This is a genomic window from Pseudofrankia sp. DC12 (assembly GCF_000966285.1).
Classification (GTDB): domain Bacteria; phylum Actinomycetota; class Actinomycetes; order Frankiales; family Frankiaceae; genus Pseudofrankia.
The window spans coordinates 6,004,638-6,019,192 of record NZ_KQ031391.1 but is presented as its reverse complement, the minus strand read 5'-3'; the positions used below and the strand labels follow the sequence as shown (position 1 = coordinate 6,019,192).

The following is a 14,555-nucleotide window of genomic DNA, read 5'->3' as shown; positions in this document are numbered from 1 at the left end:
CGGCGGACGTGGTGACCCTGGCCAACTGGCCAGGGCGACAACTACAGGATCCGGCCGCGCGGCATGGGGCACGGCTGGTCGCCGCTGACGCCCACCGCCGGCTCGTCCGGCGACAACGTCATCCTCGTCGACACCACCCAGCACCTGACCGCCGTCACGATCAGCGGGCCGCGAGGCCGAGGCCTGGGTGTTCTCGAACTACTCCGGCTCCTACGCGGCGGCCCGGCCGGAATGGTCGAAGGGCTGGGGTTACACGAACAGCTCGGCCTGGGCCGATTCGACGATGATCGGAACAACGGTCCCGAACGCGTTACGTGCCGGCCGGGCCCCGGGCGACACCTGGGACACGGCCCTCGCGGCCCTGGACACCCACGACCCGTCCCGGATCTTCTCCAGCCCCCTGCTCGACACCCTGGCGCCCTGACCGGCGCGTCCCTCCCGGCCGACGCGGCCGGGCCGCCCCAGGCTGGCCCGGCCGCGTCGCTGCGTCGCGGAGCCGGGCCGGCTGGCCCGGCTAAACCAGCGGCGAAACCCGTAAGGTGGCCCGCAGCGACCACGTGTCGAGACGACCGGGGGACCAGTGGACCGCGCACCGGACGATCAGGCGCAGGCCGCGCTGCGCTCCGGGCTGCGCCGGATGCGCACCGTCGCCACCTGCCTGTTGGCCGCGGCCGTCGCGATCTACATCGCCACGTCGCTCTGGCACGGGGCGCCCGGCTGGGTCGGGTACGTCCGTTCCGCCGCCGAGGCCGGCACGGTCGGCGCGCTCGCCGACTGGTTCGCCGTCACCGCGCTGTTCCGCCACCCGCTCGGCCTGCCGATCCCGCACACGGCGATCATCCGCAAGCGCAAGGACGACCTGGGCCGCGGCCTGGAGTCGTTCGTCGCCACCCACTTCCTCGCCGAGCCGGTGGTGCGCGGCAAGGTCGCCCAGATCGGGGCCGCCGCCCGGGTCGGCGACTGGCTGCGCCAGCCACCCAACGCCGACCGGGTCAGCACCGAGGTGGCGAGCCGGCTCGCGAGCGCGCTGGAGAAGATGAACGACGCGCTCGTCGTCGAGCTGGTCGAGAAGTCCGTGCTGCCCCGGCTGGTCGACGTGCCGTGGGCACCGGTGCTCGGGGCGCTGCTCGACCGGGCGATGGCCGACGGGCTCCAGCACCGCGCCGCGGATGTCCTGCTCGACCACGCCCAGGAGTGGCTGGTCAAGAACCCCGACGCGGTCCGCGGGCTGGTGCTGGAGCACGCCCCGGCCTGGTCGCCGCGGTGGGTCGACGAGGCCGTCGCGAACAAGATCTACACCGAGGCCGTCCGGCTCGTCGTCGCGCTGCGCGACGACCGGCACCACCGGCTGCGCCGGAACCTCGACGGGTTCCTCGCCGACCTGGCCCGCAAGCTGCGCACCGACGCCTCGATGCGGGAGAAGGTCGAGGAGTTCAAGGCGCAGGCGCTCGCCTCCCCGGCCGCCGCCGACGCGGTCGCCGCGATGTGGTCGACGGCCAAGGGCATCCTGCTCGACCTGAGCACCGACGAGTACTCCGTCCCCCGCCGCGCCGCGAGGACCCGGCTGGCCTCGTTCGGCGAGAAGCTCACGACCGACCCGGAGCTCGCCGCGTCCGTCAACCAGGCGGCGGGCGACCTGGCCGCTCGGGCGGTCAACCGCTACAAGGGCGACATCGCGGCCATCATCGGCGACACGGTGGCCAGCTGGGAGCCGGTCGAGGCGTCGCGGCGCATCGAGCTGCAGGTCGGCCGCGACCTGCAGTTCATCCGGATCAACGGCACCGTCGTGGGGGCGCTCGCCGGCCTGCTGATCCACCTCGTCACCGAGTTCGTCCTGTAGCCGCCCGCCCTCGGGGCCGCCGGACCAGCCCCCTGCCCGCGGCATCGCGGCGCAGCCGTGTCGCGGGGGCACGCTCGGCGGCCGCTCCGGTCGTCTGGGAGCATGGCAGAGTGACGACAGGCCTGGCCTCGGTCATGACGGCCCGGCTGCGCCGACCGGCCCGGCCGGCCGGCTGGCCGGCGTTCGCGCCGGTGCTCATCGGCGGGCTGGTCCTGGTGATCTGGGTCGCCTACGTGCGGCCGCTGGCGCATTTCGACATTGACGTCTTCCTGCGCGCCGGCGCCGCCGTCGAGGCCGGCCGAGACCCCTACCCGTCGCCCGGCAGCCCGGCCGTGTCCTCCGGGTTCGCCTTCGTCTATCCCTACCTGGTCGCGATCCCGTTCGTCCCGCTGGCCTGGCTGCCCCGCGCCGGGGCCGAGGGGCTGTTCATCGGGCTGTCGGTGCTCGCCGTGCTCGCCGGCTGCCGGCTGGCCGGTGCCCGCCGCTGGCAGGCGTACGCGCTGGTGCTCGTCGCCTCCTGCACGATCACCGGCCTCCAGATGGGCACCCTGAACGCGCTGCTGTTCGCCGGGCTCGCCGCGCTGTGGCGGCTACGCGACCGGCCGGTGGCCGCCGGCCTGCTCGCCGCGCTGCTTGTCTACAGCAAGCTGTTCCTCGCGCCGCTGCCACTGTGGCTGCTGCTCACCGGGCGGTGGCGCGCGACGGCGGCCGCTGCCGGCGCTCTGGTGGCGCTGTTCGGCGTCGGCCAGGCGGTCAGCCCGATGGGACTGACCGCCTACTCGGGGATGCTCGACGCGCTCGCGCGGGCGGAGGCGCCCGACGGGCTGAGCCTCACCGGGCTGCTCATGAACGCCGGGCTGGGGCTGGGCGCCGCGACCTGGGCGGCGCGCGCCCTCGCGGCGACGCTGATCGCCGGCTGCTGGCTGGCGGTACGCCGCCGCCGGACGCCACCCGCGTCCGCGGTCCCGGCGCCGGACGCCGGCCAGGACCGGCTGCTGTTCACGGCCACCGTCGCCGCGGCGCTGCTCGCGTCCCCGATCGTGTGGTCCCACTACCTGCTGCTGCTCGCCGTCCCGCTGCTCGTCGTGGAGGGCGGGGAGCGGACCGGGGCGCTGGCGGTCGCGACCGCGGTCAGCTGGCTGCTCGTCACGCCCCATCTGAGCACGCCGCCGGAGATCGCGGTGTCCGCCGTCGTCGTCGCCCTGCTCGTCGCCGCGCCCCTGCGCGACGCGCTGCGCCGCCAGGCCGGGCGGCGCGGACCCGCTCGCGCGCCCGGGACCGGGGCCCTCGGCCTGGCGCGGGATCTCGCGCCCTGGGTGGTCGGTGTGGCGGCGATCACCGCCGCCGGCCTGGAGCTGTGCTGGGCGCTGGCCCGGGCTCACCATGGCCGAGACGCCGTCACCGGCGCCTATCTGGCGACCGTCGCGGTGCTCGCGCTGCTCGCCTGGGGGGCACACCGGACCCTGCGTTCGGGCGTCAGTTCGTTGCCCAGCACACACCGGAGCCCGTCCAGGCCGGCCGGCCAGGTAACGTGAAAGCACTGACGGCCGCTCCCGCCGTCACGCGCCCGGCCAAACCGCGTCACGAGACGCTTCACGGCAGGGCGTGAGAGGTCGGTGCGAGCGGTACCGGCCCCGCATGTCCGCTGGCTTTCGGCCAGCGCCCCGGAAAGCCGCGATGTCTGGCCGGGCGGTGGATGTCCACCTCCCGCACCTCCCGCTGTCGAGTCCGCTCGGCCGTGGGTCCGACACCTGGTTCACCCGTGGACGCTGGCCTGGTCGTGTGCTGCGGGGCGGTGCTGACGGTCCGGGGAAGACCCCCAGGCAATCCCTCGCGAACCCGGCCGTGTGTACCGGCCGCCGGCTCGTGTTCGCGCATGTGCGCGGTGGCCCCGACCTGATCGAGGGCTCCACTGTCTCAACCCAGCAATTCCGCGACACATCCCAGCAACCCAGGCGGCTCGCCCACGGGCGGCCGTCCGGCGCGCCCCGCGCGCGGCAGCGGGCGTCCCCGTTCGGGCGCCGGCCACGGCGGCCGTTCCGGCGGCCCACGCCGCGGCAACAACCTCGGCCGGCGGCCGGCACCGGCCCGTCCGGCGCTACCCACCCGTGAGCCTCGGCCGCCGGTCGAGTCGTTCGAGGCCGCGGGCCTGCCCGCCCGGCTCGTCCGGGCGCTCGCCGAGCGCGGCATCAGCACGCCTTTCCCGGTCCAGGCGGCGACACTGCCCGACGTTCTCGCCGGCGAGAACGTGCTCGGGCGGGCCAAGACGGGCTCCGGCAAGACGCTCGGCTTCGGGCTGCCGATGCTGGCTCGGCTGGCCGGGCGCGGCCCGGCGACGCCGCTGCGCCCGCGCGGGCTGATCCTCGTGCCGACCCGTGAGCTCGCCCAGCAGGTGAGCGACGCGCTCGACCCGCTGTCCCGGTCCGTCGGCCTGTGGCTGCGCCCCGTGTACGGCGGCACGTCGATCTCCCGGCAGATCTCGATGATGCGCCGCGGCGTGCACATCGTCGTCGCCACCCCCGGCCGGCTGCTCGACCTCGTCGAGCGGGGTGCCTGCCAGCTCGACGACGTCGAGGTCACGGTTCTCGACGAGGCCGACTACATGTGCGACCTCGGCTTCCTGCCCGCGGTCCGGTCGATCCTGGACGCGACCTCGCCCGCGGCCCAGCGGCTGATGTTCAGCGCCACGCTGGACCGCGAGGTCGAGGTGCTCGTCCGCGAGTACCTGCCCGAGCCGGTGCTCGTCGCGGTCGACTCGGAGAACAGCCAGGTCACGACGCTGCGCCGGCACGCCCTGGAGGCGTCCGACCGGTACAGCCAGCTGGAGGTCGTCACCGCCCTGACGGGTGGCCAGGGCCGCACGCTGGTGTTCGTGCGGACCCAGCGGGACGCCGACCATGTGGCCGCCGACCTGACGAAGGCCGGTGTGCCGGCCGAGCCGCTGCACGGCGGCCTGCCGCAGGGCGCCCGGACCCGCGCGCTGGCCGGCTTCGCCGACGGCACTCGCCGGGTGCTGGTCGCCACCGATGTGGCGGCCCGCGGCATCCACGTCGACGACGTGCGGCTGGTCGTGCACCTGGGTCCGCCGGAGGACTCGAAGACCTACCAGCACCGTGGCGGGCGGACCGCTCGGGCCGGCGCCGAAGGTGCCGACGTGCTGGTGACGCTGGCGGCGGACCGGGGCAAGGTCCGCGCGATGCTGCGCACCGCCGGCGTCGACACCCAGATCACCCCGGTGGGCCCGAGCGACCCGCTGGTCGCCGAGATCGCCGGTCCGCCGGCGCCTCGGGTCGAGCCCGGCTCGATCCCGGCGCCCCGCCCGGCCGCCGACCGGCAGGGTGGCCGCTTCGGCCAGCCGGCCCGGGAGGGCGGCCGGTATGGCGGCGACCGCGCGGGCTTCGGCAGCCGCGGCGCCAGCGGTGGCCGGACGTCCCGCGATGGCCGGGGCGCGCCGCGCCGCGGCCCGCGCGTGGACCGTCCGCGTCACTCCGACCACCGGGACGGCGGCGCGGCCACGTCCTGACCAGGTCGCGGACGCTCTGACGGCCGCCGGCGCAGCGATGCGCCGGCGGCCGTCGCCGATTCGCCGGCCGGTGACCTGGCGGAGCGGAGATCCCGCCGGAACCCGACCTCCCGGTCATGCCTGGTGGCTGCGGTTCCGGCCAGCTTGCGACCACCGGTACAACTCGGCTCCGGGCCGCTGGTCAGGCCACGGCGGAGGCGCCGAGCAGGGCCTTCAGGTCGCCCATCAGGGCGGGCGTGCGGCGGACCTTGAAGGCGTCGTCCAGGCGCAGCAGCGTCGTGCGGTGCGGGGACTGCAGGTGCAGGTGCACCTCCGTGGTGCCGGGGTGGTCGGCGAGCACCTCGCGTAGCCGGTCGACCGTCGGCGCGTTCACCCGCACCGTCGGCAGAGTGATCACCACGGGCGGGGAGAGCGCCTGCTCGGAGAGGTCCGGCACGGTCAGTTCGGAGGCGACGAGGCGCGGCGCGTCCTCCCGCTTGTCCAGGCGGCCCTTGACGATGACGACCGCGTCCTCGGAGAGCTGGGTCGCGCACGTCTCGTACGTCGCGGGGAAGAACATCACCTCGAGGCCGCCTTCGAGGTCCTCGATGGTCGTCAGCGCCCAGACCTTGCCCTGCTTGGTGACCTTGCGCTGCAAGCTGGAGATGATGCCGCCGATGGTGACGACGGCGCCGTCGGGGTAGTCGGCGAGGTTGGCCACCGTGGTGTCGGCCTTCGCGGCCAGCACGTGCTCGACGCCGGACAGCGGGTGGTCCGAGACGTAGAGGCCGAGCATCTCCCGCTCGTGCGAGAGCAGGACGGCCTTGTCCCATTCCTTCTCGGAGAACTCGCCGACGCCGAGGCCGGGGGTGGCCAGCGGCGAGCCGTCCTCGTCGTCGCCGCCGAACGCGAACAGGTCGAACTGCCCCTCGGCGGTCTTCTTCTTCACCGCCATCACCGCGTCGACGGCCTGCTCGTGCTTCTCGACGAGGCCGCGGCGGGTGTGGCCGAACGAGTCGAACGCGCCTGCCTTGATCAGCGACTCGATGGTCCGCTTGTTGCAGACGACCGCCTCGACCTTGTCGAGGAAGTCGGGGAACGAGGTGTACGCGCTCTTGGCCCTGCGGATGCGGGTGATGGACTCGACGACGTTGGCGCCGACGTTGCGGATCGCGGCGAGGCCGACGCGGATCTCGCTCTCTCCGTGCGCGGTGTAGTCCGCGTCGGAGATGTTCACGTCGGGTGGCAGCACCTTGATGCCCATCCGGCGGCACTCGTTCAGGTAGATCGCGCTCTTGTCCTTGTCGTCGCGCACCGAGGTCAGCAGCGCGGCCATGTACTCGGCCGGGTAGTTGGCCTTCAGGTAGGCGGTCCAGTAGGAGACCAGCCCGTACGCGGCGCTGTGCGCCTTGTTGAACGCATAGTCGGAGAACGGGACGAGGATGTCCCACAGCGTCTTGATCGCCGCGTCGGAGTACCCGTTGGCCTTCATCCCGGCCGAGAACGGGGCGAACTCCTTGTCGAGGATCTCCTTCTTCTTCTTGCCCATCGCCCGGCGCAGCAGGTCCGCCTGACCGAGGCTGTAGCCGCCGACCACCTGCGCGATCGCCATGACCTGCTCCTGATAGACGATCAGGCCGTAGGTCGTGCCGAGGACCTCGTCGAGCGCCGTCCCGAGCTCGGGGTGGATCGGGATGATCTCCTGCTGGCCGTTCTTGCGCAGCGCGTAGTTGGTGTGCGAGTTGGCGCCCATCGGGCCGGGCCGGTAGAGCGCGATGACGGCGGAGATGTCCTCGAAGTTGTCCGGGCGCATCAGCCGCAGCAGGGAGCGCAGCGGGCCGCCGTCGAGCTGGAAGACCCCGAGGGTGTCGCCGCGGGAGAGCAGCTCGTAGGTCGTCTTGTCGTCCAGGCCCAGGCCCAGCAGATCGATCTTGACGCCTCGGTTGGACTCGACGTTGCGCACCGCGTCGTCCATGACGGTGAGGTTGCGCAGCCCGAGGAAGTCCATCTTCAGCAGGCCGAGGTTCTCGCAGGTCGGGTAGTCGAACTGCGTGATGATCACACCGTCGGCGTCGCGGCGCCACACCGGGATGTGGTCGACGATCGGCTCGGCGGACATGATGACGCCGGCCGCGTGCACGCCGGCCTGCCGGATCAGGCCCTCCAGGCCCTTGGCCGTGTCGATCACCTTGCGGACGTCGGCGTCGGACTCGTAGAGCGCCCGGATCTCGCCGGCCTCGCTGAACCGCGGGTGGTTCGGGTCGAAAATGCCGGCCAGCGGGATGTCCTTGCCCATCACCATCGGCGGCATCGCCTTGGTGATCCGGTCACCGACGGCGTACGGGTAGCCGAGCACCCGGGCCGAGTCCTTGATGGCGGCCTTCGCCTTGATGGTGCCGTAGGTGACGATCTGGGCGATCCGGTCCTCGCCCCACTTCTCCGTCACGTACCGGATGACGTCCGCGCGCCTGCGGTCGTCGAAGTCGATGTCGATGTCCGGCATCGACACGCGCTCGGGGTTGAGGAAACGCTCGAAGATCAGGCCGTGCAGCAGCGGGTCGAGGTCGGTGATACCGAGCGCGTAGGCGATGAGCGAGCCGGCGGCGCTGCCACGGCCCGGGCCGACCGCGATGCCGTTGTTCTTCGCCCACATGATGAAGTCCGCGACGACCAGGAAGTACGACGGGAACCCCATCTGCAGGATGACGCCGATCTCGTACTCGACCTGCCTGCGGTGCTTCTCGTCGATGCCGTCCGGGAAACGCCGCTCCATGCCGCGCAGGACCTCGGCGCGGAAGAACGACTCCTCGGTCTCCCCCTCGGGGGCCGGGTACACAGGCATGAGGTTGTGCTTGGGGAACATGCCCGTGGTGTCGACGCGCTCGGCGATGAGCAGCGTGGTGTCGCAGCCCTCCCGCCAGGCGTCGGAATGGTCGATGGCGCGCATCTGCTCGGCGCTCTTGAGGAAGTAGCCCGAGCCCTCGAACTGGAACGTCGGGTTCGCCACCGTCGACGCGGTCTGCACGCACAGCAGCGCGGAGTGCGTCTCCCGCTCGGACTCATAAGTGTAGTGCGAGTCGTTGGTGACGACGAACCGCATGTTCAGCTTGCGGGCGATGTCGATCAGGCCGTCGCGGACCCGGCGCTCGATCTCGATGCCGTGGTCCATGATCTCGCAGAAGTAGTTCTCCGGGCCGAAGATCTCCTGGTAGGTGGCCGCGGCCTTCAGGGCGAGCTCGGGCTGGCCGAGCCGCAGCCGGGTCTGCACCTCGCCGGACGGGCAGCCCGTCGTCGCCATCAGGCCAGCGGAGTGCTCGGAGATGATCTCCCGGTCCATCCGGGGCCACTTGATGTAGTGGCCCTCGATGGAGGCACGCGAGTTCAGCCGGAACAGGTTGTGCAGGCCCTCGGCGTTGCGGGCCCAGATGGTCATGTGGGTGTAGGAGCCGCTACCGGAGACGTCGTCGCTCTTCTGGTGCGGCTCGCCCCAGCGGACCCGCTGCTTGAGCAGCCTCGACTCGGGCGCGATGTAGGCCTCGCACCCGATGATCGGCTTCACGCCGGCCGCGGTCGCCTGCTTGTGGAAGTCGTAGGCCCCGTACATGTAGCCGTGGTCGGTGATCGCCACGGCGGGCATCTGCTGCCGGCTGACCTCGGCGAACATGTCCTTGAGCCGGGCGGCTCCGTCGAGCATCGAGTACTCGGTGTGGACATGCAGGTGCACGAAAGAGTCAGACACGGCAGGCCTTCCCGCACGCCTGGGCGCGCTCGTCGAAACGGCCGGACCCGCACCACGACCGCGGGGCGTCGACCGGGCGGGCCGGACAGGTCAAGCAGGTCAAACAGTTCGAACGGATCCCCCACCCCCATCCCCCTCCCCCCGGCCGCGCGAAGCGCGGTACCGGGGGTTCCGGGAGCCGCCCCCCGGGCGGATATCGCGGACCGCGGAAGCTGCCCGCAGGCAGCGAACAGGATCGACCATCGCGTCCGGATCGGGGTGGATGTCCGCGGTGGCTGCAGCCTAGCCGCAGGGTCCGACAATGCCGCGCCCGACACGAACGCCCGTTCGCCGGGCCGGCGCCGCCGCCGTCAGCGGCGGGTCCGCCGGCGCGCGGCCCGTCCGCTAGGACCGCGGCGCCTGCTGCGCGGGGATGGCCGATGAGCCCGCCTGAACCGCCGCCGCACCCGCCCCTCGCAGCCAGTCGTCCACCAGCGCGATGGTCTGGTCCGGCGCCTCCAGCTGGGCCAGGTGCCCGCAGTCGTCGAGGATCTCGCAGCGCCAGTCCGGCCGGCGGCGAGCGGCGTGGCGCGCCGCCGCGACCGGCACCAGCCGGTCCTGCAGGCCGTGGACAAGCAGGGTCGGCGCGGTCACCGCGGCGACGGCGGCGGCGAGCTCCCGCGGCCGGGCGAGGCGCCCGACGACCGACCGGGTCGCGGCCACCAGTGCCGCATCGCTGTCGACATCCCAGCCCGGTCGCTCGGCCCGTTCCTTCGACAGCGCCACCATGGCGGCGAAGGCGTCCGCGGGCACCCGCCGCACGTCCACCATGGTGCGGACCAGCGCCTGCTCGACGAGCTGTTCGGTCGTGTAGACCTGCCGGCGGCGCGCCAGCACCATCGAACCGACCTTGGGCAGAACCATCCCGCCGAACATGCCGAGGATCGACGCATCCGGTGGCCGCAGCCGGGGAATCGGCAGCGCCGGCGAGATCAGCACCAGCCCGGCGACCGAGCGTGGGTCCGCCGCGGCCTGCAGGAGGCTGATCATCCCGCCCATCGAGTTGCCGACCAGCAGCACCGGGCGCTCCCCCGCCACCGCGCCCAGGAACCCGGCGAGCAGGCGCCGGTTGGACTCCACGTCGGTGCGCCGGCCGGCGGCGACCGTGCGGCCGAACCCGGCCAGATCCAGGGCGAGCACCCGGCCGTGCCGGGCCAGCAGCGGCGCGAAGGCCCACCAGCTGGTGTGCGACGCGCCCAGCCCGTGCACGCAGACGATCAGTGGCCCGTCAGCCGGCCCGCCGAAGTCCGCGTAGAACACCGGCCCGTCGACGTCAGCCCAGCGTTCCGCCACCGGACTACTCGTCGCCCCGTCCACCTGACCGGCGCCGTCCATCGGACCTCCCCACCCGCCCAACCTGCGCACTCCTACCTAGCAAAGTCCTCCGGGACCCAACGGGATTGTGACGCAACTATCTCGCCGGCGGGGCGGTCAGGGGTTGGCCGCGGGCGCCCGCTCGATACCGTTTTGGTGCGGACTACGTGGCCTACGTAGCCCGCATCCCGTTTTTCTCCGAAGCACAACGATTTGTTGAGGCACAAAGGAGGTTCATCCGGATGGAACTGAACGAGGCGGCTGTGCCGACGGCCGGGTTCGCTCTGCCGGTCCAGCGGGACACCGCGGCCGAGCAGGTAGCGGCCGAGACCGCCCCGGTCGAGTCGGACGTGATCGCGATCGGCCCGGTGGCCAACCCGAAGCGCCTGCGCCTGGGCGTTCCCACTTCGGCCTGACGTCGTCAGCCGCGTCCACGGGACGTGCTCGGCCCGCTCTGTCGCCGGAGCGGGCCGTTGTGCTGTGGAGGGCCCTACCGAGCCACTACCGCCACAGCGCAGTAGCAGAAACGGACACGGAGGACCACGGTAGGCCGGGTAGTCATATCCGGGCCAGCATCCTAACTTGTTGGATCATGAGACATCAGGGCGCCGGCGGGCGCCGACAGGGCGACATGCGTTTCGGGCGCGAGGAGAAGCGAGGCGGCGCCACCTACGGGCCGCCGCCCGAGGACGAGCACGCCGACCGCGGTCCGCTGACCTGCGGCGGCTGCGGCGGCACCGGCTACGTCCAACGCGAGCACCGCGGGGCGCAGGCGGTCGACGTGTGCGTCTCCTGCGACGGCCGAGGGCGGGTGTGACCAGCCACCATCCGCGCTGGCCCCGGCTGCTCCGCCTCGCCTGCGCGGACCACCGCCGCCCGGACCCGCCGCCGGGCCGAACCGGCTCGAAGGGCGCCTGGGCGCCGGGGCAGCGCTGCGCCGACTGCCGGGTCGTGTGGGCCGACGGCGACGGCCCGGCCGCTGCCGCCCACCCCGGCCCGGCGCCGCGCCACCCCGCCGAACCACCGGTCTGAGGCCCAGGAGTCCGGCCCGACCAGCGAACTCTTTGTCCCCGTTGACATACTCGGTGCCTGTTCGGGCATGAACGTCCCGCCCGACTCGGGCATCGATCACGGCGGGTACCGAGAGGCGGGCCATGGAGTTCGACGACCAGTCGGTCGACACCTCGCAGCTGGACGACCAGCGCGGCGGCGGGATGGGTTCGGGCGGGCGGATCGCGCTCGGCGGCGGCGGGCTCGGCGTGGTCGGCGTGGTCATCTATCTGCTGGTCGCCCTCCTCGGTGGCGGCACCACGGGGTCCGGCGGCACGACCGGATTGCCGGCCGGCGGAACCGGCGCGGGCGCCTCGGCGGCGGCCGGCCTGGCGGCCCGCTGCAACACGGCCGGGGCACTTGACAAGTACGACGACTGCTTCGTCCTGAAGGTCTTCAACGAGGTCAACCAGACCTGGACGAGCTACTTCTCCGCGCGCGGCCAGGCCTACACCCGCCCGACCCTGGTCTACTTCGAGCAGTCCACCAGCACCGGCTGCGGCCAGGCGTCGTCGGCGGTCGGCCCGTTCTACTGCCCGAACGGCCAGCGGGTCTACATCGACCTCGGCTTCCTGAACGAGCTGCAGCAGCGCTACGGCGCCCAGGGCCGGTTCGCGCAGGCGTACATCGTCGCCCACGAGGTCGGCCACCACATCCAGACCCTCACCGGCACCGAGGCCCGGGTCCGGGACGCGCAGCAGGCGGACCCGTCCCGGGAGAACGCCCTGTCGGTGCAGCTGGAGCTGCAGGCGGACTGCTACGCCGGAGTCTGGTCGGCCCTGGCGAACAAGGACGGCTACGTGACGATCGGCCAGTCCGACGTCGACGAGGCGCTCAACGCCGCGCAGGCCGTCGGCGACGACCGCATCGAGCAGAAGGCCGGCGTGGACGTGAACCCGGAGACCTGGACCCACGGCTCCGCCCAGCAGCGCAAGACCGCGTTCCAGACCGGGTACCAGGGCGGCACCCTGGAGTCCTGCGGCACCGTGCCCCAGTAGGACCGTTCCGCTGTAGCGGTGCCCGGTCCGTCGGGGGCAGCTCCTCCGGTGGCGGCGCTCGCCGTCACCGGAGGAGCCGTCAGGCCTGGCTGGTGGGCTGCGCGGGAACGCCCACCGACGCCGCGGCGCCGTCGGCCTCGACCGCGCCGCCGTCGCCCGACACCAGCCGCAGCACCTCGGTGACGGCGGAGCCGTCGACGGTCTCCTTCTCCAGCAGCAGCGCGGCGAGGCGGTCGAGCGCCTCTCGGTGCGTGCGCAGCAGGTCGATCGCCCGGGCCTCGGCCTCCCGCAGGATGCGCGCGACCTCACCGTCGATGACCCGCTGCGTGCCTTCCGAGTAGGACCGGCTCACGAGCTCCTCGCCGCCGAGGAACTGCTGCTGCCCGGAGCTGTAGCCGACCGGGCCGACCGCGTCGGACAGGCCGAACTCCCGGACCATCCTGGTCGCGAGCTCGGTCGCCCCGGCGAGGTCGCTGGACGCACCCGTCGAGCCGTAGCCGAAGACGACGAGCTCCGCAGCCCGGCCACCGAGCCGGACCGCGAGGCTGTCGACCAGATAGGGCTGCGTGTAGAGGTGGCGTTCGGCCTCCGGGAGCTGCTCGGTGACGCCGAGGGCCATCCCGGCCGGCAGGATCGTCACCTTGGCGACCGGGTCGGCGTGCTCGGAGAGGGCCGCGACCAGCGCGTGCCCGGACTCGTGGAAGGCGACGGAGCGCTTCTCGTCGGGCAGCAGCGCGTTGGACGCCTCCCTGCGGCCCAGCAGGATCCGGTCCCGGGCCGCGCCGAGGTCGGCCGCGCTGATGACGTCCCGGCCCTCCCGGACCGCGTGGATGGCCGCCTCGTTCAGCAGGTTCGCGAGGTCGGCGCCGGAAAAGCCGGGGGTGGCCCGGGCGACGACGTCGAAGTCGACATCCTGGGCGAGCTGCTTGCCCCGGGCGTGCACGGCGAGGATCGCGGCCCGCTCCGCCTGGGTCGGCAGCGGGACGGTGACCTGCCGGTCGAACCGGCCGGCCCGCAGCAGCGCGGCGTCGAGCGTCTCCGGCCGGTTGGTCGCGGCGAGCACGACGACGCCAGTCGTCGAGTCGAAGCCGTCCATCTCGGCGAGCAGCTGGTTGAGGGTCTGCTCACGCTCGTCGTTGGAGCCACCGATGACGGAGCCGCCGCGGCGGCCGCCGATCGAGTCGATCTCGTCGATGAAGACGATCGACGGCGCCCGCTTGCGCGCCTCGGCGAACAGGTCGCGGACCCGGGAGGCGCCGACGCCGACGAACATCTCGACGAAGCTGGAGCCCGTGACGGACAGGAACGGCACCTCGGCCTCGCCGGCGACCGCCCTGGCCAGCAGGGTCTTGCCCGTCCCGGGAGGGCCGACCATCAGGACGCCGCGCGGGCCCTTCGCGCCGGCTCGGGCGTACCGGTCGGGGTTGCGCAGGAAGTCGACGACCTCGCTGATCTCCTGCTTGGCGCCCTCGTAGCCGGCGACGTCGGCGAACCTGGTCTCCGGGCGCTCCGCGTCGGTGATCTTGGCCCGGGACCGGCCGATCGCGCCGAGCGGACCGCCACCGGAGAGCTGGCGCTGCGTCTGGCGGCCCGTCCAGACGAAGAAGCCGACCAGCAGCAGCAGCGGCAGGAAGCTGAGCAGCACCGAGATCCACGAGCCGCCGGTCTGCGTGCCCTTGACCTTGACGCCCTTGGCCTCCAGCCGGGAGGCGAGCGTCGAGTTGTCCAGCACCGTGGGGATCTGGCTGGTGAACGACGTGCCGTCCTTCAGCTTCCCGTCGACCGCGCCCTTGTCGTTGATCGACACCGACGCGACCCTGCCGGCATTGACCCGGCCGAGCAGGTCGGAGTAGTCGATCGCGGTCGTCTTGCCGCCCGCCATGGCAGGCGTGAACAGCAGCAGTGCCGTGATCAGCAGCCCGAACGGCAGCAGCCAGCTGCGCCACATCGGCGGCTTGGGCGGCGCCGGCTTCGGCGCGGGGTCCCGCGGCTGGCCCGACCTGGCCGGCGCCGAGTGGTGCACACCAGGCAGGCGCACCGAAGAGATCACGTCAGACTCCCGTCCTGGCGGCG

The 14,555-nt window shown here is 72.9% G+C and carries 11 protein-coding genes; 8 read left to right on the top strand and 3 right to left on the bottom strand.

Features of this window, described 5'->3' with window-relative positions; all coding sequences use genetic code 11:
• Positions 1-187: 187 nt before the first annotated feature.
• From FRADC12_RS33450 to FRADC12_RS24225, 4 genes are all read left to right on the top strand, one after another.
• Positions 188-424, top strand: a complete 237-nt coding sequence (locus tag FRADC12_RS33450) for a cholesterol oxidase substrate-binding domain-containing protein (protein WP_045878357.1) — start codon at positions 188-190, stop codon at positions 422-424.
• A gap of 156 nt (positions 425-580) precedes the next feature.
• Positions 581-1,840: a DUF445 domain-containing protein gene (locus FRADC12_RS24235; RefSeq protein ID WP_045878356.1), complete on the top strand. Its 1,260-nt coding sequence runs from the start codon at positions 581-583 to the stop codon at positions 1,838-1,840.
• 110 nt (positions 1,841-1,950) lie between these two features.
• Positions 1,951-3,375, top strand: coding sequence for a glycosyltransferase 87 family protein (locus FRADC12_RS24230; RefSeq protein WP_052711128.1), 1,425 nt, complete (start codon positions 1,951-1,953; stop codon positions 3,373-3,375).
• A gap of 686 nt (positions 3,376-4,061) precedes the next feature.
• Positions 4,062-5,363, top strand: a complete 1,302-nt coding sequence (locus tag FRADC12_RS24225; protein ID WP_045878355.1) for a DEAD/DEAH box helicase — start codon at positions 4,062-4,064, stop codon at positions 5,361-5,363.
• 181 nt (positions 5,364-5,544) lie between these two features.
• On the opposite strand, the gene dnaE is transcribed toward FRADC12_RS24225, so the two are convergent.
• Together dnaE and FRADC12_RS24215 are read right to left on the bottom strand one after the other, a co-directional pair.
• Entirely contained in the window at positions 5,545-9,081 is a 3,537-nt protein-coding gene (gene dnaE, locus FRADC12_RS24220) for a DNA polymerase III subunit alpha (RefSeq protein ID WP_045878354.1), read from the bottom strand.
• Between the two features lie 384 nt (positions 9,082-9,465).
• Positions 9,466-10,455 carry an alpha/beta fold hydrolase gene (locus FRADC12_RS24215; protein WP_045878353.1) on the bottom strand — a complete coding sequence of 330 codons (990 nt, stop codon included), beginning with the start codon at positions 10,453-10,455 and terminating at the stop codon, positions 9,466-9,468.
• Between the two features lie 221 nt (positions 10,456-10,676).
• Here FRADC12_RS24215 and FRADC12_RS32520 point away from each other — a divergent pair, with 221 nt between their 5' ends.
• From FRADC12_RS32520 to ypfJ, 4 genes are all read left to right on the top strand, one after another.
• Positions 10,677-10,850, top strand: coding sequence for a hypothetical protein (locus FRADC12_RS32520; protein WP_013423598.1), 174 nt, complete (start codon positions 10,677-10,679; stop codon positions 10,848-10,850).
• Between the two features lie 215 nt (positions 10,851-11,065).
• On the top strand, positions 11,066-11,251 hold the full coding sequence (locus FRADC12_RS24210) for a hypothetical protein (RefSeq protein WP_045878352.1): 186 nt from the start codon (positions 11,066-11,068) through the stop codon (positions 11,249-11,251).
• Positions 11,248-11,466: a hypothetical protein gene (locus FRADC12_RS24205; RefSeq protein WP_045878351.1), complete on the top strand. Its 219-nt coding sequence runs from the start codon at positions 11,248-11,250 to the stop codon at positions 11,464-11,466. The genes FRADC12_RS24210 and FRADC12_RS24205 overlap by 4 nt, the downstream gene beginning before the upstream one ends.
• Positions 11,467-11,588: 122 nt before the next feature.
• Positions 11,589-12,482, top strand: coding sequence for a KPN_02809 family neutral zinc metallopeptidase (gene ypfJ / locus FRADC12_RS24200; protein WP_045878350.1), 894 nt, complete (start codon positions 11,589-11,591; stop codon positions 12,480-12,482).
• Between the two features lie 79 nt (positions 12,483-12,561).
• On the opposite strand, the gene ftsH is transcribed toward ypfJ, so the two are convergent.
• Positions 12,562-14,532 carry an ATP-dependent zinc metalloprotease FtsH gene (gene ftsH, locus FRADC12_RS24195; protein WP_045878349.1) on the bottom strand — a complete coding sequence of 657 codons (1,971 nt, stop codon included), beginning with the start codon at positions 14,530-14,532 and terminating at the stop codon, positions 12,562-12,564.
• Positions 14,533-14,555: the final 23 nt, after the last annotated feature.